We start from the raw sequence: 16324 nt of genomic DNA on the forward strand, positions 1-16324 counted from the left end.
CACCTCCGGTGGCCTGGATCATGCGCCGAAAGGCAGGCGGGCGCAAAGGCCCGCCGGGTCAGCGCGCGAAGGTGCCGTCCTTGCGGATCATCGACAGCGCGACGAAGCGCGAGCCCAGGTTGCTGTGCGGACCGTAGCTGATGGCGAAGCCACCCAGGTCCTCGTTGGTCAGGCCCTTCAGCGTGGCGATCAGGCGCGCGCGCGTCAGAGGCGGTGCGGTCTTCTGCAGGGCGATCGTCACCAGCTTGGCGTTGAGGTAGCCCTCCATGCTGTTGTAGCTGAACTTGCCGTCGTCGAAGGCGCCCAGCGTCTTCTGGTAGTCGCGCACCACCGGGTTGCCCATCTCGGTGAACGGGTAGGGGACCACCTGGCTGACGATGACGCCCGCCGCTTCCTCGTGCAGGTCCGCGTGCAGGCCGGAGGCGACGCTCAGCACGAAGAACTGCGGCCGCCCGCCCTTGGCGTGGATGCCCTTGATGAGGGCCGCCGCCGGCTTGGACTGGCCGATGTACATCACCGCCTGCGGCTGCACCGCGGCGATCGCGTCGACCGCCTTGGCCACGTCCACGGTGCCGCGCGGCACCGGGGCCTGGGCCACCGGGGTGGCGTCGCGCTTCTTCAGCGAGGCCAGCAGCGCGTCCATGCCTTCCTTGCCGAAGGCGTCGTCCTGGTAGGCGACGGCCAGGCGCGTGATGCCGGTGGTCCAGGCGTGGTTCACCGCCGCCTCGATCTCGTCGGTGGTGCTGGCGCGCAGGTGGAACAGGCCTTCCACATAGGGGTCGCGCAGCGACTTGGCGCCGCTGGTGTTGCCGATCTGCGGGATGCCGGCGGCCTGGATTTGCGGAATGATCTTCTGCACGTTGGCCGTGCCGCGCAGGCCCACCAGCGCCAGCGCGTTCTGGTCGATCAAGGCCTTGGTGTTTTCGGCCGTCTTGTCCGGGTTGAAGCCGTCATCGAGGCTCACCAGCTTGATCTTCTCGCCGCGCACGCCGCCCTTGCGGTTGACCTCGTCGAAGTACGCGTTCATGCCGCGCAGGTAGTCCTTGGTCAGCGAGGCGCTGGTGCCGGACAGGTCGCCCGAGTTGCCGAGGATGATGTCCGCGGAGGAAAGGCCCGGCGTGAGCAGGGCAAGCAAGGCCAGGACGCGGCCCGCCCGGGCCAGCGTGGATGCATGCATGGGGGAATCTCCCGTTCGATAGCTGTTCTTGGACAGAAACTAGCTCAGCCACAGTGTGGTCCTGAACGGGGTTGTCCCTAAATTAGGGAATCCGCTGTCAAACGAATGGGTGAATCTACCAGCTGTTACGCAGTTCCCGCAGCTTCACGAACACGGCGTGCGCGTCCGGGTTCTCGGGCAGGTCGGGGAAGCGTTCGCGCAGCTTCGCGATGACCGAGGGGCTGCGCAGGCGGAAGAAGGTGTTGATCTCGCTTTCCACGGCCAGCGTCGAGACGTAGGCGTTGTCCGGGTCCTGCCCGTGCAACTGCTCCAGCAGTTCGCGCGCCAGCGCGTTGTCCGGTTCGCGGTCCAGGGTGAAGCGCAGGTTGTTCTCGATGTAGTCGTGGCCGGGGTAGACCAGCGTGTCCTCGGGCAGCGCCGCCAGCTGGCGTGCGAAGGTGTCGTACAGCGAATCGACGTTGCCGCCGTTGTGGACGTTGCCCGCGCCCGCGTTGAACAGCGTGTCGCCACTGAAGATGGCCTTCCGCTCGCCATGCGCGCACAGGCAGATGTGGCACATGGTGTGGCCGGGCGTGTCCAGCGCTTCCAGCTCCACGGTCTTGCCCACCTTCACCACGTCGCCGGCCTGCAGGCCGCGGTCCATGCCCGGGATCTTGTCCTTGGCGCTGTGGTGCGCCAGCAGCCTGGCGCCGGTCCTGGCGATGATCGCCGCGTTGCCGCCGATGTGGTCGTGGTGCTCGTGCGTGTTCAGCACCTGGGTGATGTCCCAGCCTTCGTCCCTGGCGGCCTGCAGGCACTTCTCGTGGTCCAGCGGGTCGATGGCGAGCGCCTCGCCCGTCTCCGGGCAGGCGATCAGGTAGTTGAAGTTGCGGTAGGCGTTGCCGGTCCAGATCTGCTTGACGATCATTGCGAGGTCTCCTGCGAGCCTCTCACTGTACTTGCGGAGCGCGTGCTTCGTCGTCCACCGCCTTCTGCACCGCGTGGTAGAAGGCTTCGCGCGCCTGCGCGGCCGGGCGCTCGCTGGCGCCGCCGCCCCAGTCGGCGTTCAAGGCCACCACCAGCTTGCGCTTGGGGTCGATGAAGATGCCCTGGCCGAAGATGCCGCGCGCGGAGAAGCTGCCGTCCGCGTAGGTCCACCACTGGAAGCCGTAGCCGGCATCCGGCAGGCCGATGCTGGTGCGGCTGGTCGTCGCTTCGGCCAGGTAGCCATCCGCCAGGACGTTCTGGCCATCGATGCGCGCGCCGTCCAGCACGAACTGGCCGAAGCGCGCGAAGTCGCGCGTGGCCGCCTGCACGCAGCAGCCGCTGATCTCCTTGCCGCTGCGGCTCAGGATCCAGGTGGCCTGCTGCTCCATGCCGTAGGGCGCCCAGATCTTTTCGGAGAGGTAATCGGCCAGCGGCTTGTGGATGGCGTTGGCGAGCAGGATGCCGACCAGGGTCGTTTCGCCGGTGCTGTAGTGCCAGCGCGTGCCGGGCGGCACTTCGCGCGGCAGCTTGCGCATGTAGCTCACGACCGCGTCGACGCCGGGCTCGGGCTTGTGGTTGTTGAAGCGCGCGACGTCGGAAGCGGGGTCGCCGTAGTTCTCGTTCCAGCGCACGCCGGAGGTCATGGTGAGCAGCTGGCGCACGCTGACGTCATCGTACGCGGAGCCCTTCATGTCCGGGATGTAGGCGCTGACCTTGTCGTCCAGGCTGTGGATGAAGCCGTCCTTGAGCGCCGCGCCCACCAGCGTGGAGGTGATGGACTTGGCCACCGAGAAGCTGGTCCAGCGGCCGCTGGCGTCGAAGCCGAGGCCGTAGCGTTCCAGCCGCAGCTTGCCGTCCTGCACGATCACCACCGCGGCGCTGCGCTGGCCGGCCATGAAGGTGTCCAGGTCCACCGGCAGCTTCAGCGGCGGGCCAGGCGGCAGCGGGCGCACCGTGAGGCCGGTTGGCACCACGTGCGACTTCGCCAGCACGGGCAGGCGGTCGAGCGCGCGGAAGCCGGCGTCGCGCTGGGCCTGGCTCCAGAACAGGATATCGGCGTTGGTGGGCAGCGTGGCCAGCACGCCGCGCGTTTCCTTGTCGAGGCTGAACCAGCCGGCGGCGCCCGCCACGGCCAGGACGGCGAGCACGCCCAACGCGATTTTCTTGATTTTCATGGCGCCCGATTGGACACGATGGCGGCAGGGCCGGCCAGCACGGCGGCGACAAGCCGGCGCATCATCCGGCCATGAACGACCCCGTGGAAGCCCTCGTCACCGACCTGCTGGCCTGGATCGGCCCGGGGCGGCCCTATGCCGAGGTGATGGACGCCTGGCGCACCTCGTGCCCGCGCCTGCCGGTGTGGGAAGAGGCGAACCTGCGCGGGTACGTGTGCTGCGAGCGGCAGCACGTGTCGCTGACGCCGGAAGGCGTCCAGCACCTGCGCGCCGGGCGCTGAATCAGTTCCAGTCGTCGCTGCCGCCGCCGTCGAAGCTGCCGCCGCCGTCGTCCCAGCTGCCGTTGTCGGCGATGCCGAAATCGTTGCCGCCGAAATCGGCGTTGGTGCGGTCGCGGTCGCCGCTGAGCGAGCCCAGGCCGGCGTCGCGGGCCAGCGAGGAATCGGCGCCCGAGCCGCCGTGCAGGTCGCGGTTGTCCATCGCCGGCTGCTGCCCGTTGCCGTGCTCGAACATGCGGCGGCCGATCTCCTGCGCTGCCACCGCTCCGGCACCGACGGCGAGGCCGGTCGCCAGGCCGCGGCCCAGCGTCGAGCCCAGGCCGGGTTGCGGCTGCGCGGGCGGCACGTTGCCGTAACCGTAAGGCTGGCCGCCCCAGGGCTGCTGCGGCACGCCGCCGTCATAGCGGCCGAAGTTGTTGTCCGGCGCGCCAGGTTGCTGGTAAGGGCCATAGGCCGGGCGGCGGCGCGACTTGAAGATGGCGATGACCGCGATCACGATCACGCCCAGCACGAGCAGCCCGCCGAGGCCGAAGCCGCCCGAAGGCGGCGCGCCCATGCGGCGCTGTTCCTGCGGCACGCGTTGCTGCGGCTGGACGGAGTTGGTGCTGCTGCTCCCCAGGTGCGACACCTGCGAGCGCAGCGCAGCCGCCGCTTCGGGCTTGGCGAAGGGCAGGCCGGGCGCTATGCGTTCCGCGTTCTGCAGTTCGCTGCGCGCGGTGGCGGCGTCCTGCTGGCGCGCCGCGATTTCGGCCTTGACGTAGTGCGCCTTGGCGCTGTTCGGATGCTTCTCCAGCACCTGGTCGACCAGCGTGCGGGCGCGTTGCAGGTCGCCGGCGTCGGCGGCCTGGTAGATGTCGTGGACGGTGGGCTCGGCCGCCTGGGCGCGCGCCGCGGCGCCGAACAGCACCAGCAGCAGCGTCAGCAACAGGGCGATCAATCGTTTCGGGTTCATGGTTGTGTCTGAGGTTCTGCCCGAGTAGACCATCTTCCGCCCCGGCAAGTTCCGCCTTGTAGTCGCTGGCACCGACGCGCGGTAGGAGACCGGCCCCCGGCCTGCACGCCCGTGCTGCGCAGCGCACAATGGCTGCGTGATCCTGGCTTTGCGCGAATTCCTGAAGAACCTGGCCGCCCCGGCCGGCGAGACCGGCCCCTCGGCGATGACCGTCCAACTGGCCACGGCCGTCCTGCTGGTGGAAGCCATGCGGGCCGACAAGGGCATGGATGCCGGCGAACGCGCGGCGGTGCAGCGCATCCTGCAGGAGCGCTTCACGCTCAGCGCGGCGGACGTGCAGGAGCTGCTGGCCGTGGCCGAAGAGCGGTCCCGGCTCGCCAACGATTACTTCGCCTTTACCAACGTCCTCAACGAGCGCCTGGCCCAGGAGGAGAAGGTGAACGTGATCGAGCTGATGTGGAAGGTGGCGTACGTGGACGGCACGGCCGACGCCGGCGAGATCCACGTCATTTCCCGGATCGCGGGGTTGCTGCACGTGCCGCACGGAGACTACATCGCGGCCAAATTGCGCGCCAAGGGCGGCTGAATAGCCCGCGGCCCGGCCGTTCAGGCTGCGTTCATGGACGCAGGCTTACGCTGGATTCCACTGGAGTCCTGCTTTGAACATCTTCCGCAAGCTCGCCTGGGCCACGCTGGTGGCAGCCGCCGGCCTGCAGGCCGCGCAGGCCGCGCCCGCCGCGGCGGCCGTGGCCACGCCGGCGCCGTTCACGCGCCTGGAACCGGCGCGCGGCGAGAAGGTGCGCGGGACCGGCCCGATGCGCATCGGCGCCCAATTGCGCTCCGCCGCGGAGCCGGGCAGCGTGGTGCTGCGCGTGGACGGCGTCAACGTCACCCGGCACCTGCAGCTGAAGGGAAGCGCGGTCGAATACGAGGCTTACCTGGACGTGGGCCCGCACACCGCGGAACTGCTGCTGCGGGACCGCGCCGGCCACGAGGAGCGCGCCGCCTGGAACTTCGAAGTGGTGCGCCCTTACTGGGCCTGGCCTTTTTCCAGCGACGACGACGGGGACGACGATTTCGAGGGCGACGGCTGGTGGTTCTGGGAGCGCTGAAGGATGCGGCGGGGATGGTAGAACCCTGCCATGAGCTCGCTCCCTTACGAACCGCCCCGTTACGAAGCTGCGCACGGCATTGCCCGCATCACGCTGGCACGGCCCGCCTATCGCAACCGCCTGCATAACGAAGACCTCGAGCGCCTGCTGCAGCTGTTCGCGCAGGTGGACGCCGACCCGGCGATCCGCGTGGTGGTGCTGACGGCCGAAGTGCTGGCGCAGCGCCCGGTGTTCAGCGCGGGCTACCACACGGGCGAGTTCGAGGAGGGCAAGCCGGCCGCCAACTTCGAGCAGGTCGTGGAGGCGCTCGAGCGCGTGCGGCCGCTGACCATCTGCGCGCTGAACGGCAGCGTGTATGGCGGGGCCACCGACTTCGTGCTGGCCTGCGATTTCGCCATCGGCGCCGAAGGCATCGAGATGCGCATGCCGGCCGCGGCGCTGGGCCTGCACTACTACGCCAGCGGCCTGGCGCGCTACGTGTCGCGCCTGGGCGTGAGCGTGGCCAAGCGCGCTTTCCTCACCGCGCAGGCGCTGGATGCGCAGACGCTGTTGCGCGTGGGCTACCTGCAGGAGCTGGTGCCGCGCGAGCAGCTGGAAGCGCGCGTGGACGCGCTGGCCGCGCAGCTGAAGACGCTGGCGCCGCGGGCGGCGCAGGACATGAAGGCGTCGCTGAACGAGATCGCGCGCGGCGAGTTCGACGTGGAGCGCATTCGTGAGCGCGAGCGGGCCAGCGCGGCGAGCGAGGATTTCGCCGAAGGGCGAAAGGCGTTCACTGAGCGGCGCGCTCCGGTGTGGAAGGGCCGCTGACGCCTACACCACCATCGGCGTCTGCGCCCCATCCATCGAGAGAATTGCGCCCGACACATACCCCGCGCGCGGCGACGCCAGGAACGCCACCGCGTCCGCGATGTCTTCCGGCTTCGCCAGCCGCCCCAGCGGCATCTTCGCTTCCGCCTCCTTCAACACCGCGTCTGCCGTGGTGTTCTTCAGGCGTGCTTCCGCCGCCAGGCCTTCCTCGAGCCGGTCGGTCAAGGTCAGCGACGGGTTGACCGCATTGATGCGCACGCCCTTCGGTCCCCAGGCCGCGGCCAGGCCCGCCGTCGCCAGCATCAGCGCCGCATTGGCCGCGCCACCTGCCAGGTGCGTGGTGGTGGCCATCTTGCCGCCCATGCCAATGACGTTGACGATGGCGCCGCGGCCGCGCGCCCCCATGCGCTTGACCAGCGGATCCATCACATGGATGTAGGTGAAGAACTTGGCCTGCATCGCGTCGTGCCAGGCCTGCGGCTGCAACTCATGGAAGGGCGTGCGGCGGGCGGCGCCGGCGGAGTTCACCAGGATGTCGACGGGTCCGCGCTCGGCCTCTACCGCTTCCACCAGGCGCTGCGACGCGCCGGCATCGGTGAGGTCGGCGCTGTAGCCGGCCACGGCGTCCGGCGCGGCGCCGAGCGCGATGCGCGCTTGTTCCAGCCGCTGCGGGTCGCGTGCCACCAGCGTCACCTTGCAGCCTTCGCGCAGGAACTGGCGCGCGCACGCCAGGCCGATGCCCCGGCTGCCACCGGTGATGAGCACGTGCTTGTCTTTGAGTTGCAGGTCCATGGCGGGATTCTGGCAGTTTGCCGCCCGCCGCGCGCAGGGTGCGCAGCCTGGCTGCGCACCGCGCCTCAAAGCCCCGTCTTCAGCGACTCCACGAATTCCGCGAACTCGCGCTCCTGATGGCGCGTGCGCGCCGCGACGGCGAAGCAGACGATGGCGAAGCCGATGGGCCAGGGTGCGAAGTCGCGCAAGGCCTGCGCGGCGAGGCCAGCGCCAGCGCCGGCCGCCGGGCCGAACAACCAGGAGAACAGCGCCTCCAGCAGCGTGGCGGCGAGCAGCGAACCGGCCGCCATGCCGGCGCTGATGCCCAGTGCCGAAGGCAGCCCGCGCAGGCGCGCGAGCACGCCGAACAGCACGACGTGCACGGGCACGAAGAAGAACCAGAAGCCGAAGGAGGCCGTCCAGAACTCGGGCAGCGGTGGCAGGCCGGGGAGCGTCACGGGTCGCGATGGTAGCCAGAACGCCCCGGTGGGGGACTCAGGTCTTACCCACTGCGTCCGGCGCCGGCGGGCGCGCGGGCCGTCCGGCGATGGCGGTCAGCAGCGAGTGGAAGGTGAACACCAGCGCGCCCAGGATGGTCCAGGCCGGCCAGTCGTCCCAGGCGAGTTCCGGCGGGAAAAGGTCGGCGGCCCGCATGACGAGGATGCTTGCCGAGACGGCGAGCACCGGAGCGGTGCCCGTGACGACAGCGCGGACGAACTCCTTCGGGGTACGGGCGAACTGGCGCATGGGGCCTCCTTGCGGATGGCCGGATTGTGACGGGGGAGGCGGCCGAGTGGTGCTGCCCCGATGAGCGGCGCGTGATCGTCCGTCCCCAGATCGGAGGAGGCGCTTACGCCAGTGGAAAGACCGGCCCCGACGCGCCGCTGCCTGCGACGTGAACGGCCAGGGCTTCGAGCGCCGACCGAATCGCGCGGCTCACTTCGGGAGACTCGAGCATGGCGCGCTCCGTGATGCATGCGCCCAGCAAGGGAATGGCAGGCGACGCCCCGGCGACGATGCCGGTGGACATCGTCTGCAGGACTTCCCGCAGGGACTCGTACGCGTGATGCGCGCGCGGCGAAGTGTTGAAGAGTGCGATGGGCTTGCCGACGGTCCCTTCGAAACCGACCAGCCAGTCGAGGGCGTTCTTCATCGGTCCCGAGATTCCATGGGCGTACTCGGGGCTGGCGATCAGCAGGGCATCCGCCTCGCCAACGGCAGCGCGGAATGCCTGGACGGCAGGAGGCGCGACCGCTTCGAGGTCCGGATTGAACAGCGGGAGGCCGCCCAGTCCGCCATAGACGCTGACGCGCAGCGCAGGAGGCGCAAGGCGCGCTGCTGCCCGGCACAGCGCCGAGTTGATGGAGGCTTCGCGAAGGCTGCCGGAGATGGCGAGAATGTGCACGTGCTTCGCCCTCGCGCTCACTTCGAGCCCCAATGCCAGCCCGGGGGCTCGCCTTTGAGCCAGCAGACGAACGTGAACGCGGCGACAAGGAGGAGCACGTAAACGACGAAGGCGGGCTTGCCGTAGGAGGGCAGCAGCCATAACGCACCGGCGATCAGCAGCCCCACGAAGATGGCGAGCACGACCCAGCCCTGCCAGGTGATGGGCAGGCCCCAGCCCCAGCCGTAGCGCTTGACGGGGAACCAGTACGGTGGCTTGTCGCTCATAGCCGACCTCCTTCGGCCCACAGTTTCTCTCTTCCGACGGCTCGGTACCAGTCGGAGAAGGCGCTGCGGTAGCCCTCGAAGGCGATGGCTCCGGCGTAGAGCGCTTCGGCTTCCGCCCGGCGGGCCACGTCGTCGAGGCAGAGGGTCGGGCTCACGCAGCTGACGCCGGTCCATTCAGGAACGATGACGCGCACCGGCTTGACGACGGCCCAGGCGAGCGCTGGCACGATGACGACCAGGAGCAGTGCGAGGCGGAGCAGGGGCGGGCGCCGGAGCCGAAACTTCATGCTTTCCCGTCAGTCATCCAGGAACCCGCCGCGATAGAAGCACCAGGCCGTCCCATCGTGCAGGTAGAAGTGGCCGTCGGCGCAGAAGTCCTTGCCGGGAAAGAATTCCCGGTAAGCCTTGGGGATCAGCCGCACGAGTTGCTCGTCCGAGAGTTCCTCGAACTGCTCCGGCGTGATCGGGCGGCCGACGCGGAGTTTGATGGATTCCATGGCTTGGTTCCTGGATTTATCCGCATGATGGCGGATTACTCCGCCTCCATCACCAACCGGATCCCCACCAGGGTATAGCGCGTGTCCGGCGAATTCCAGTTGCGATAGGCGCAGCGTGCATAGAGCGGCCAGGTGTGCCACGAACCGCCTCGGCGCACCTTGACGCGGCCTTCGGCCGGCCCCTGCGGGTCGTCCTGCGGCGAGCGGGCGTAGTAGGTGTCGTCGTGCCAGTCCGCCGTCCATTCCCAGGCGTTGCCGTGCATGTCGTAGAGACCGAAGGCATTGGGTGCGAACTGGCCCACCGGTGCGGTGAAGGCGAAGCCGTCGTGAGCAGGCAGGGCGTAGGCCTGCCATTGCGGCCAGTTCACCGCGGCGTCGGCGTCGAACACGTTGGCCACCGCGGCCAGTGAGGCCGGCGCGTCGCCGCTGTGGAACTGCGTGCGGGTGCCGGCGTGGCACGCGTATTCCCACTCGGCTTCGGTGGGCAGGCGGTAGCGATGCTTCTCGGTGGCGCTCAGCCAGCGAGCCAGGGCCACGGCGTCGTTCCACGTCACGTTGACCACCGGATGCGCGTCGGTCTGCGCGAAGCCCGGGTTCTGCCAGGAGTAGCGCGGGTCGCGGCCTTCGAAGGCGTCGCCGCGCTTCGTCGTGCTCGGATCGTAGGCGGCGTTGTAGCCGTAGCCGCCGGTGCCGTCGGCCACCGACTCCGGCACGTAGCCCGAGGCCGCGAGGAACCGGCGGAACTGGCCCACCGTCACTTCGTGCCGCGCCATGTAGAAGGCATGCGTGATGCGCACGCGGTGGGCCGGCGTTTCGTCCGCCAGGTCCTGCAGGCGCGCGAGTTCGTAGCCGGGGAAGAGCCTGGCCATCTCCTGCACGGAGGCGTCGTTGCCCATCGTGAACTCGCCGGCCGGCACGAGGGCCATCTCCATGCCGAGGCGGTTGGTGGCCAGCGGCGGAGGGCTCGCGCAGGCGGCGAGGGCCGTGCAGGCGATGGACGCGAGCAACGACCCGCCGCGCCTCCACGCTGCTCCGGTGGGTGTCATCGCAGGCGCTGCTTCAGGAGGAGCCACAACGAGAACCCGAGAAGCGCCGATTGGACGGCCCACACGATGAAGACGGCCGCGGGCAGGCGCCCGACCGGCCCGAAGCCGAAGACGAACCACAGGATGAGGGCGATGTGACCCGCCAGGGGAAGGAAGACGAACTTGGAGCGCAGGAGGAGCAGGAGCCCGGTCAGCAGGACACAGGACTCCGCGGCCAGGCGGATCCACGGATTCGACAAGGTGTCGATGACTGCGCGATCGGCGAGCCAGCTCCAACCGTTGGCCAGGTTGACCAGCCGCAGGATCCCGTAGGCGATGACGAGGGTGCTGGCAATCCAGCGAACCACCATCGCGAACGGGAATTCCGGGGCGGGCTTCGGCGCCGGCGGCTGGATTTCGAGGGAGGCGGCGCTTGGCTGGTAGGGGTTGTGCATGAGTCCGGGAGGGCGCGCGTCAGTCCAGGAAGCGCTTCGCATAATCCGCGGGCGGCACCAGGCAAGTGTCGGAGCGTCCGAACAGCGAGTACCGGTTGCGCGCCAGCAGGCGATAGGCCGCATCGCGGGCTGGCGCCGGGATGATCCATGCCAGCCATGCGGCGCGCCACGGCCAGCCCAGCGCATGCAGCACACGCAGGATGGCCGCCGTGTGCTGCCAGGTGCGCTTGCCGTCGACGAGCAGCAGCGTCTGCAGTCCGTCGACCCGCAGTCCCGCCCGGGCCAGCAGCGCCTGGCCTGCCTGCCCCTGGATCGACGCGAAGCGGAACACGCCGTGGCGGTCGAACTTGAGAAGGAACTTCACCCATCGGCTGCAAAGCAGGCATTGGGCGTCGAAGACGACGATCACCGGCATCCCCCGTCAGGCAACTCCAGGTATCCGCGATAGCTGGCGACGACGCCTATCCAGGGCAGCGAAGCCTGCACGCGAAAGTGTAGTTGGCCCGGCGTTGCACTCTCTTCCGCGACGATGGCCGGCAGCAGCCAGCTCGGGCAAGGCACCCCCAGGAAGCGCAGGCGCACGAGCTTCATCTCCAGCAGTTCGGCGCCGCCCTTCAGCGTGAAGAAGAGGCGCGCGAAGCCCAGGCGCTCCACGACGTGCCCGGCGGCGTGGGTCAGGCGCGACTGCATCCTCTTGCCGGGAAAGTAACGCGTCCAGGTTTCCCCCATCGCGTCTGCCCGCAGCTCGAACCGGATGGGACCGCGTTGCGCGCTCAGCGGCGCGCCCAGGCACCAGGCCAGCAGGCGCGCCACTGGCGAAGCGGGCGCTGCGACTTCGGCCCACCCTTGCAGGACATGCGCGCCCTCGAGGGCATGGAAGTGCCGCAGGGGCGAAGGCAGCCGGGCGAAATCCGAGCCGAGGACTTGCTGGTACAGGGACGGCGGCGTCATGCGAGGGTCGCCATGGACCAATACCCTTCCACGCGTCGTCGCGAGGCGAACTTCGCAAAGACATCCATGCAAGTCCCATCGATGACGGCGAACACGTGGTGCCGGACCTTGAAGATGTAGCGGCCGCTCCGCAACTCGCGCGCCAGCTGCGCCACCGTGGGGCGCTTGGTCGGAGGGCGATCGAGAAACGAGGCCCATGGCGCTGACGCGTAGCGGAGATAGACGGCGTCGACCGCCTCGGGACGCATTGCTCTGCGCGGCCTGCGGCCGGCGTCCTCACAGATCTTGTACGCCCGCACGTACGGCATGCCCGTGCTCAGGGCGAGCGAACGGACCGCGCAGTCCGACCTCTCCGAATAGCCGGCAGCGGCTCGCCCGCCGTCTGAAATGGAGTACGTGGTGTGCATCGCCGATCTCGTGGCCTAGGTGATTGCCAGGTCAGGCCGCATATCACCTCAATGGCATCCTTGAAGTAGCGATCATGCCTGCTACGAGCAGAAGAAACGCACCGATACCCGCGACCAGCAGAAGCGGTATGGCGAGGACGCATCGTCGGAAATTGTCGAAAGCGATCTTCTGCTTTTCGGTCAATTCTCCGGCATCGTCATCGCTCGCATCTGTCGATTCACCAGAAGCAGGCGAGCCTCGCGCCACATTCATGGGATGGCGCGTGAACGGGCCGATGAATGGGGCGTCGCAGTTTGGGCAATGCTTCGCGCTCATTGCATCCAGCGGGTGTGAGCACTTGGGGCAGTACGCCATGGTGCAGCCTGGCTGTTATGCGTAGCGCGCCCGAAGCCAACAAGCGCCGGACGCAAAGTCGCCAGCATATGCCGCGCTCGCGCCAACTGACAACCGCAGGATCCGGCCGCACTCCCCGTCCGTCTCCGCCCCGCAACGCGCAGGCGCCACGGAAGCCTTCAACTCACCCCACGCTTCCTCATCTCCCTCGCAAACCACCACCCCGCCAGCGGCAAGCCCACCGCCGGAATCAGCAGCAAGGGGGCGGCGCCGAACTGGTCGAACGCCCAGCCCGCCCAGCTCACGCCCATCGCCTGCCCGAAGAAGAAGCAGAACGCGAACATCGCCACGGCCGTCCCGCGGGCCGTCGGCGCCATCTGCGTCGCATTGGTCTGCAGGGTGTTGTGATACAGGTAGGTCCCGAAGCCGAGGAACAAGGCAGCGGGGCCAGCCAACCAGAACAAGGGCGACAGGTACAAGGCCAGCCAGGCCAGGCCCATCACGATGCCGCCGGCCAGCACCATGCGCCGCTCGCCCCAGCGCTGCACGATGTGCCGCGCCGCCATCGCGTACACCAGCCCACCCACCGCATAGAGCGCGACCAGGCCGGAAGCGGCGGAAAGTGTCAGGCCATAGCGCTGATGCAGGTACGCGGGCAGATACGCCATCGGCCCCAGCAGAAGAACGCCTTCCGCGAACACCGCAGCCAGCACGCGCAGCGCCCAAGGCTCACGCAGCACCGTGGACAGCTGCGCAACGAAACCCACGCTGCCGCTGCGCGGCGCGGCGTTCATGCCGATGTGCCGCAGCCGCAGCAACAACAGCACCGCCGTCGCTCCGTAGCCCACCGCCAGCATCGCGAACGCACCGCGCCACCCCAGCGTCGAATCGGCGAACAGGCCGCCCGCCAGCTGGCCGGCCATCATGCCGGTCAGGGTTCCCATCAGCAGGCGGGCCAGCATGCCCTGGCGCTGTTCGTAAGGCACGGCGTCGCCGATCCAGGCCATCGACAAGGGCATAACGCCCGCGGCGGCCAGGCCCCACACCATGCGCAAGCCAGTCAATGCGTTGAAGCCAGGCGCCAGCGCACAGGCGGCCGCGCCGATGGCGCAGCCGAAGAGGGCGACGGTCACCATCCGCGCTTTGCCGTAGCGGTCGCCCAGCGGCCCGAAGGCCAGTTGCGACAGGCCATAGGCGATCGCGAAGGTCAGCACCACGCGGCCTGCCGTGCCGGGCGTGATGGCGAAATCGCGCGCCAGGCGCGGGATCAGCGCGTCGCAGATGCGCAGGCCGGCGCCGCTGAAGAAGGCGCCGATGGAAAGCAGCAGGATGGCGGAGCGCATGCCGCCGGCGCCGGCCGCGGGAGAGGTGGTAGCAGTCACGAGAGGAACTTCAGTTCGCGCGGGCGCGATGGGCAAGCAGGAAGGCCCGGGCGGCGGCGATCACCGCCTGCGGCTGGTCCTTGTGCGGCGAGTGGCCGCAGTCCGGCAGCTCCAGCAGCTGCGTGCCAGGCACGCGCCGCGCGATGCCGCGGATCTGCTCGAGTGTCCCATATTCGTCGTCCAGGCCTTGTACGGCCAGCACGGGGCAGCGGATCGCCGCGATCTCGTCCTCGATGGACCACGCGCGGAAAGCCGGATCCAGCCAGATGTCGTTCCAGCCGCGGAAGGCGGAGTCCACGTCGTCGTGGTAACGCGCCAGACGCTGCTTCAGGTCCGTGGTCTCGTAGGCAACACGCGCCTGTTCGATGCTGGTGACCGACACGTCTTCCACCAGGATGTGCGGCGCCAGCACGATGGCACCTTGCAGCGCCGTCGGAAACATCGCGGCGTACAGCAGCGCGATGGAGCCGCCGTCGCTGTGGCCGAACAGCCAGAGCTCGTCGCGCGCAGGGTCGATGCCCAACGACTGCAGCAGCGCGGGCAACACCTCGCGCGCTTGCCGGTGCATGAAGTCCGGCCGCCACTTCTCTTCAGGCAAACGCGGCGTGGAGCGCCCATAGCCGGGCCGCGAGTAGACCAGGCCGCGCGCACCGGCCGCTTCGCAAAGCTTCGCCGGAAAGTCGCGCCACATCGCGACCGAGCCCAGCCCTTCGTGCAGGAAGACGATGACGGGCGCATCGCGCCCACCGCTGCCCACCCATTGGTATTCGATGCGCACGGGCCGCCCGGCCCAATCGATCTGCGCCACGCCTTCTTGCTCCATGGGGAAAGTGTATGCGTTACGCTCGCGTGATGAATCCAAGCCACCCGGTGGCCCCAGAGGGCCAGGAAGAAATGCCGCAGTCCACGCGGCTCGACGACGTCCGCATCCGCGACGTCCGCGCTCTCATTTCCCCCGCGCTGCTGCAGTACGAGCACCCGGCCGACGACGCCGTGCAGGCCTTCATCGAGCGTGCGCGCACGGCGGTGGCCCAGGTGGTGCATGGGCAGGATCCGCGGCTGCTCGTCGTGGTGGGGCCGTGTTCCATCCACGACTACGCGCAGGCGATGGACTATGCGCACCGGCTGCACGCCTTGGCGGGCGAGTTGCAGGACGACCTGCTGCTGGTGATGCGCGTCTATTTCGAGAAGCCGCGCACGACGGTCGGCTGGAAGGGCTTCATCAACGACCCGCGCCTCGACGGCAGCTTCCGTATCAACGAAGGCCTGCGGCGTGCGCGCGAGCTGCTGCTGGAGATCGCGCAGCTGGGCCTGCCGGCGGGCACCGAGTTCCTGGACCTGCTCAGCCCGCAGTACGTCTCGGACCTGATCAGCTGGGGCGCCATCGGCGCGCGCACCACGGAGAGCCCCAGCCACCGGCAACTCGCCTCGGGCCTCAGCTGCCCGATCGGCTTCAAGAACGGCACGGATGGCGGCGTGCAGATGGCCGCAGACGCGCTGGTGGCCAGCGGCGCGCCGCATGCCTTCATGGGCATGACGAAGATGGGCGTGGCGGCGGTGTTCGAGACCGCGGGCAACGAGGACTGCCACATCATCCTGCGCGGCGGCAGCAACGGGCCGAACTACTCCGCCAAGGATGTCGATTCCGCGTGCGCCATCCTGCGCAAGTCCGGCGTGCTGGAGCGCGTCATGGTCGACTGCTCGCACGCCAACTCGCGCAAGGACTACCAGAAGCAGGTGGAAGTGGCCGCGGACCTGGCGCAGCAGGTCGCCGGCGGCGAGCAGCGCGTCCTGGGCCTGATGATCGAAAGCCACCTCCACGCGGGGCGGCAGGACCTGAAGCCGGGCGTGGCGCTGAAGCCGGGCGTGTCGATCACCGACGCGTGCATCGACTGGGCGCAGACGGAAGACGTGCTGCGCAAGTTGGCGCGTGCTTCACGCCAGCGCCGCGGCGCTTGAATCAACCCTCGTAGTTCTCGACGGTCCCCACGTCCCGTGGGGTCGCCGCATCCGGGTTGTCCCCGAACTCCCGCCGGGCCCGCCGCTGCCGCAGCAGGTCCCAGCATTGATCGAGCTCCTCCTGCACCTGCTTCAGCCGCGCGTCGTTCTGGTGCGGGCTGCCGGGCTTGCGCAGGTGGTGTTCTTCGTCCACCAGCGCCGTGATGTGTTCCAGGATCGTCTTGTCACTCATGGCGGGCTCCTGCGTTGCGGAACGGAACAGCGGATCGTAACCCCCCGTTTGAAGGGGAACAAGTCAGACGATTCCCACAGGCGCGGTGGAGAAGCCTGTGGAAAACCGTGGGTGAATCGCGGCAAAGCCGCGCCAGTGCTTGCGCCGGACAAGGTGCCAACGAAAAAGGCAGT

General features: G+C 68.8%; 25 protein-coding genes. 5 read left to right on the top strand and 20 right to left on the bottom strand.

Annotation, left to right across the window (positions count from 1 at the left end):
• Positions 1–58: 58 nt before the first annotated feature.
• From HHL11_RS10435 to HHL11_RS10445, 3 genes are all read right to left on the bottom strand, one after another.
• Positions 59–1177, bottom strand: coding sequence for an ABC transporter substrate-binding protein (locus tag HHL11_RS10435; protein ID WP_169418320.1), 1119 nt, complete (start codon positions 1175–1177; stop codon positions 59–61).
• 115 nt (positions 1178–1292) lie between these two features.
• The gene (locus tag HHL11_RS10440) at positions 1293–2084 is read right to left on the bottom strand and encodes a hydroxyacylglutathione hydrolase (protein ID WP_169418321.1); all 792 of its coding nucleotides are present in this window, start codon (positions 2082–2084) and stop codon (positions 1293–1295) included.
• 22 nt (positions 2085–2106) lie between these two features.
• Positions 2107–3318: a serine hydrolase domain-containing protein gene (locus tag HHL11_RS10445; RefSeq protein WP_169418322.1), complete on the bottom strand. Its 1212-nt coding sequence runs from the start codon at positions 3316–3318 to the stop codon at positions 2107–2109.
• A 71-nt stretch (positions 3319–3389) separates the two neighbouring features.
• Between HHL11_RS10445 and HHL11_RS10450 the strand changes: the two genes are divergently transcribed.
• Entirely contained in the window at positions 3390–3599 is a 210-nt protein-coding gene (locus HHL11_RS10450) for a hypothetical protein (protein ID WP_169418323.1), read from the top strand.
• A gap of 1 nt (position 3600) precedes the next feature.
• Here the strand turns inward: HHL11_RS10450 and HHL11_RS10455 are convergent, their stop codons facing one another.
• A complete protein-coding gene (locus tag HHL11_RS10455) occupies positions 3601–4548 on the bottom strand; it encodes a tetratricopeptide repeat protein (protein WP_169418324.1) in 948 nt (315 codons plus the stop codon).
• A gap of 136 nt (positions 4549–4684) precedes the next feature.
• Between HHL11_RS10455 and HHL11_RS10460 the strand changes: the two genes are divergently transcribed.
• From HHL11_RS10460 to HHL11_RS10470, 3 genes are all read left to right on the top strand, one after another.
• On the top strand, positions 4685–5134 hold the full coding sequence (locus HHL11_RS10460; RefSeq protein WP_169418325.1) for a TerB family tellurite resistance protein: 450 nt from the start codon (positions 4685–4687) through the stop codon (positions 5132–5134).
• A gap of 73 nt (positions 5135–5207) precedes the next feature.
• Complete coding sequence (locus HHL11_RS10465) at positions 5208–5660, top strand: hypothetical protein (RefSeq protein ID WP_169418326.1); 453 nt, start codon at positions 5208–5210, stop codon at positions 5658–5660.
• A gap of 30 nt (positions 5661–5690) precedes the next feature.
• On the top strand, positions 5691–6467 hold the full coding sequence (locus HHL11_RS10470) for an enoyl-CoA hydratase/isomerase family protein (protein ID WP_169418327.1): 777 nt from the start codon (positions 5691–5693) through the stop codon (positions 6465–6467).
• Positions 6468–6470: 3 nt separating this feature from the next.
• On the opposite strand, the gene HHL11_RS10475 is transcribed toward HHL11_RS10470, so the two are convergent.
• The 15 genes from HHL11_RS10475 to HHL11_RS10545 form a co-directional block, all read right to left on the bottom strand.
• On the bottom strand, positions 6471–7259 hold the full coding sequence (locus HHL11_RS10475) for an SDR family oxidoreductase (protein WP_169418328.1): 789 nt from the start codon (positions 7257–7259) through the stop codon (positions 6471–6473).
• Positions 7260–7324: 65 nt separating this feature from the next.
• Entirely contained in the window at positions 7325–7696 is a 372-nt protein-coding gene (locus tag HHL11_RS10480; protein WP_169418329.1) for a hypothetical protein, read from the bottom strand.
• Positions 7697–7733: 37 nt separating this feature from the next.
• A complete protein-coding gene (locus HHL11_RS10485; protein WP_169418330.1) occupies positions 7734–7985 on the bottom strand; it encodes a hypothetical protein in 252 nt (83 codons plus the stop codon).
• Between the two features lie 103 nt (positions 7986–8088).
• Positions 8089–8643, bottom strand: coding sequence for an NAD(P)H-dependent oxidoreductase (locus HHL11_RS10490; RefSeq protein WP_169418331.1), 555 nt, complete (start codon positions 8641–8643; stop codon positions 8089–8091).
• 17 nt (positions 8644–8660) lie between these two features.
• Positions 8661–8909 carry a hypothetical protein gene (locus tag HHL11_RS10495; RefSeq protein ID WP_169418332.1) on the bottom strand — a complete coding sequence of 83 codons (249 nt, stop codon included), beginning with the start codon at positions 8907–8909 and terminating at the stop codon, positions 8661–8663.
• Complete coding sequence (locus tag HHL11_RS10500; RefSeq protein WP_205964243.1) at positions 8906–9196, bottom strand: hypothetical protein; 291 nt, start codon at positions 9194–9196, stop codon at positions 8906–8908. Before HHL11_RS10500 ends, HHL11_RS10495 begins: the two co-directional genes overlap by 4 nt.
• Positions 9197–9205: 9 nt before the next feature.
• A complete protein-coding gene (locus HHL11_RS10505) occupies positions 9206–9406 on the bottom strand; it encodes a hypothetical protein (protein ID WP_169418333.1) in 201 nt (66 codons plus the stop codon).
• A 35-nt stretch (positions 9407–9441) separates the two neighbouring features.
• On the bottom strand, positions 9442–10452 hold the full coding sequence (locus HHL11_RS10510) for a formylglycine-generating enzyme family protein (RefSeq protein WP_169418334.1): 1011 nt from the start codon (positions 10450–10452) through the stop codon (positions 9442–9444).
• Positions 10449–10886 carry a hypothetical protein gene (locus HHL11_RS10515; protein ID WP_169418335.1) on the bottom strand — a complete coding sequence of 146 codons (438 nt, stop codon included), beginning with the start codon at positions 10884–10886 and terminating at the stop codon, positions 10449–10451. The genes HHL11_RS10510 and HHL11_RS10515 overlap by 4 nt, the downstream gene beginning before the upstream one ends.
• Positions 10887–10905: 19 nt before the next feature.
• Entirely contained in the window at positions 10906–11295 is a 390-nt protein-coding gene (locus HHL11_RS10520; protein ID WP_169419995.1) for a DCC1-like thiol-disulfide oxidoreductase family protein, read from the bottom strand.
• On the bottom strand, positions 11292–11837 hold the full coding sequence (locus HHL11_RS10525; protein ID WP_169418336.1) for a DUF4166 domain-containing protein: 546 nt from the start codon (positions 11835–11837) through the stop codon (positions 11292–11294). The genes HHL11_RS10520 and HHL11_RS10525 overlap by 4 nt, the downstream gene beginning before the upstream one ends.
• Positions 11834–12244: a hypothetical protein gene (locus HHL11_RS10530; RefSeq protein ID WP_169418337.1), complete on the bottom strand. Its 411-nt coding sequence runs from the start codon at positions 12242–12244 to the stop codon at positions 11834–11836. Before HHL11_RS10530 ends, HHL11_RS10525 begins: the two co-directional genes overlap by 4 nt.
• A 43-nt stretch (positions 12245–12287) precedes the next feature.
• Positions 12288–12560, bottom strand: a complete 273-nt coding sequence (locus tag HHL11_RS10535) for a hypothetical protein (protein WP_169418338.1) — start codon at positions 12558–12560, stop codon at positions 12288–12290.
• A 197-nt stretch (positions 12561–12757) separates the two neighbouring features.
• Entirely contained in the window at positions 12758–13960 is a 1203-nt protein-coding gene (locus tag HHL11_RS10540) for an MFS transporter (protein WP_425355190.1), read from the bottom strand.
• Positions 13961–13970: 10 nt separating this feature from the next.
• The gene (locus HHL11_RS10545) at positions 13971–14783 is read right to left on the bottom strand and encodes an alpha/beta fold hydrolase (RefSeq protein WP_169418339.1); all 813 of its coding nucleotides are present in this window, start codon (positions 14781–14783) and stop codon (positions 13971–13973) included.
• Positions 14784–14812: 29 nt separating this feature from the next.
• Between HHL11_RS10545 and HHL11_RS10550 the strand changes: the two genes are divergently transcribed.
• Complete coding sequence (locus HHL11_RS10550) at positions 14813–15919, top strand: 3-deoxy-7-phosphoheptulonate synthase (protein WP_281068655.1); 1107 nt, start codon at positions 14813–14815, stop codon at positions 15917–15919.
• Between the two features lies 1 nt (position 15920).
• Here HHL11_RS10550 and HHL11_RS10555 read toward each other — a convergent pair whose 3' ends face one another.
• Entirely contained in the window at positions 15921–16151 is a 231-nt protein-coding gene (locus tag HHL11_RS10555) for a DUF2630 family protein (protein WP_169418340.1), read from the bottom strand.
• Positions 16152–16324 lie beyond the last annotated feature (173 nt).

The organism is Ramlibacter agri, assembly GCF_012927085.1.
Taxonomy (GTDB): domain Bacteria; phylum Pseudomonadota; class Gammaproteobacteria; order Burkholderiales; family Burkholderiaceae_C; genus Ramlibacter; species Ramlibacter agri.

Coding starts and splice junctions, on each gene's coding strand:
- HHL11_RS10555 (WP_169418340.1), bottom strand. CDS start 16,151: ATGAGTGACAAGACGATCCTGGAACACATCACGGCGCTGGTGGACGAA.
- HHL11_RS10530 (WP_169418337.1), bottom strand. CDS start 12,244: ATGCACACCACGTACTCCATTTCAGACGGCGGGCGAGCCGCTGCCGGC.
- HHL11_RS10535 (WP_169418338.1), bottom strand. CDS start 12,560: ATGAGCGCGAAGCATTGCCCAAACTGCGACGCCCCATTCATCGGCCCG.
- HHL11_RS10485 (WP_169418330.1), bottom strand. CDS start 7,985: ATGCGCCAGTTCGCCCGTACCCCGAAGGAGTTCGTCCGCGCTGTCGTC.
- HHL11_RS10550 (WP_281068655.1), top strand. CDS start 14,813: ATGAATCCAAGCCACCCGGTGGCCCCAGAGGGCCAGGAAGAAATGCCG.
- HHL11_RS10475 (WP_169418328.1), bottom strand. CDS start 7,259: ATGGACCTGCAACTCAAAGACAAGCACGTGCTCATCACCGGTGGCAGC.
- HHL11_RS10545 (WP_169418339.1), bottom strand. CDS start 14,783: ATGGAGCAAGAAGGCGTGGCGCAGATCGATTGGGCCGGGCGGCCCGTG.
- HHL11_RS10470 (WP_169418327.1), top strand. CDS start 5,691: ATGAGCTCGCTCCCTTACGAACCGCCCCGTTACGAAGCTGCGCACGGC.
- HHL11_RS10495 (WP_169418332.1), bottom strand. CDS start 8,909: ATGAGCGACAAGCCACCGTACTGGTTCCCCGTCAAGCGCTACGGCTGG.
- HHL11_RS10440 (WP_169418321.1), bottom strand. CDS start 2,084: ATGATCGTCAAGCAGATCTGGACCGGCAACGCCTACCGCAACTTCAAC.
- HHL11_RS10435 (WP_169418320.1), bottom strand. CDS start 1,177: ATGCATGCATCCACGCTGGCCCGGGCGGGCCGCGTCCTGGCCTTGCTT.
- HHL11_RS10455 (WP_169418324.1), bottom strand. CDS start 4,548: ATGAACCCGAAACGATTGATCGCCCTGTTGCTGACGCTGCTGCTGGTG.
- HHL11_RS10450 (WP_169418323.1), top strand. CDS start 3,390: ATGAACGACCCCGTGGAAGCCCTCGTCACCGACCTGCTGGCCTGGATC.
- HHL11_RS10505 (WP_169418333.1), bottom strand. CDS start 9,406: ATGGAATCCATCAAACTCCGCGTCGGCCGCCCGATCACGCCGGAGCAG.
- HHL11_RS10525 (WP_169418336.1), bottom strand. CDS start 11,837: ATGACGCCGCCGTCCCTGTACCAGCAAGTCCTCGGCTCGGATTTCGCC.
- HHL11_RS10510 (WP_169418334.1), bottom strand. CDS start 10,452: ATGACACCCACCGGAGCAGCGTGGAGGCGCGGCGGGTCGTTGCTCGCG.
- HHL11_RS10445 (WP_169418322.1), bottom strand. CDS start 3,318: ATGAAAATCAAGAAAATCGCGTTGGGCGTGCTCGCCGTCCTGGCCGTG.
- HHL11_RS10515 (WP_169418335.1), bottom strand. CDS start 10,886: ATGCACAACCCCTACCAGCCAAGCGCCGCCTCCCTCGAAATCCAGCCG.
- HHL11_RS10500 (WP_205964243.1), bottom strand. CDS start 9,196: ATGAAGTTTCGGCTCCGGCGCCCGCCCCTGCTCCGCCTCGCACTGCTC.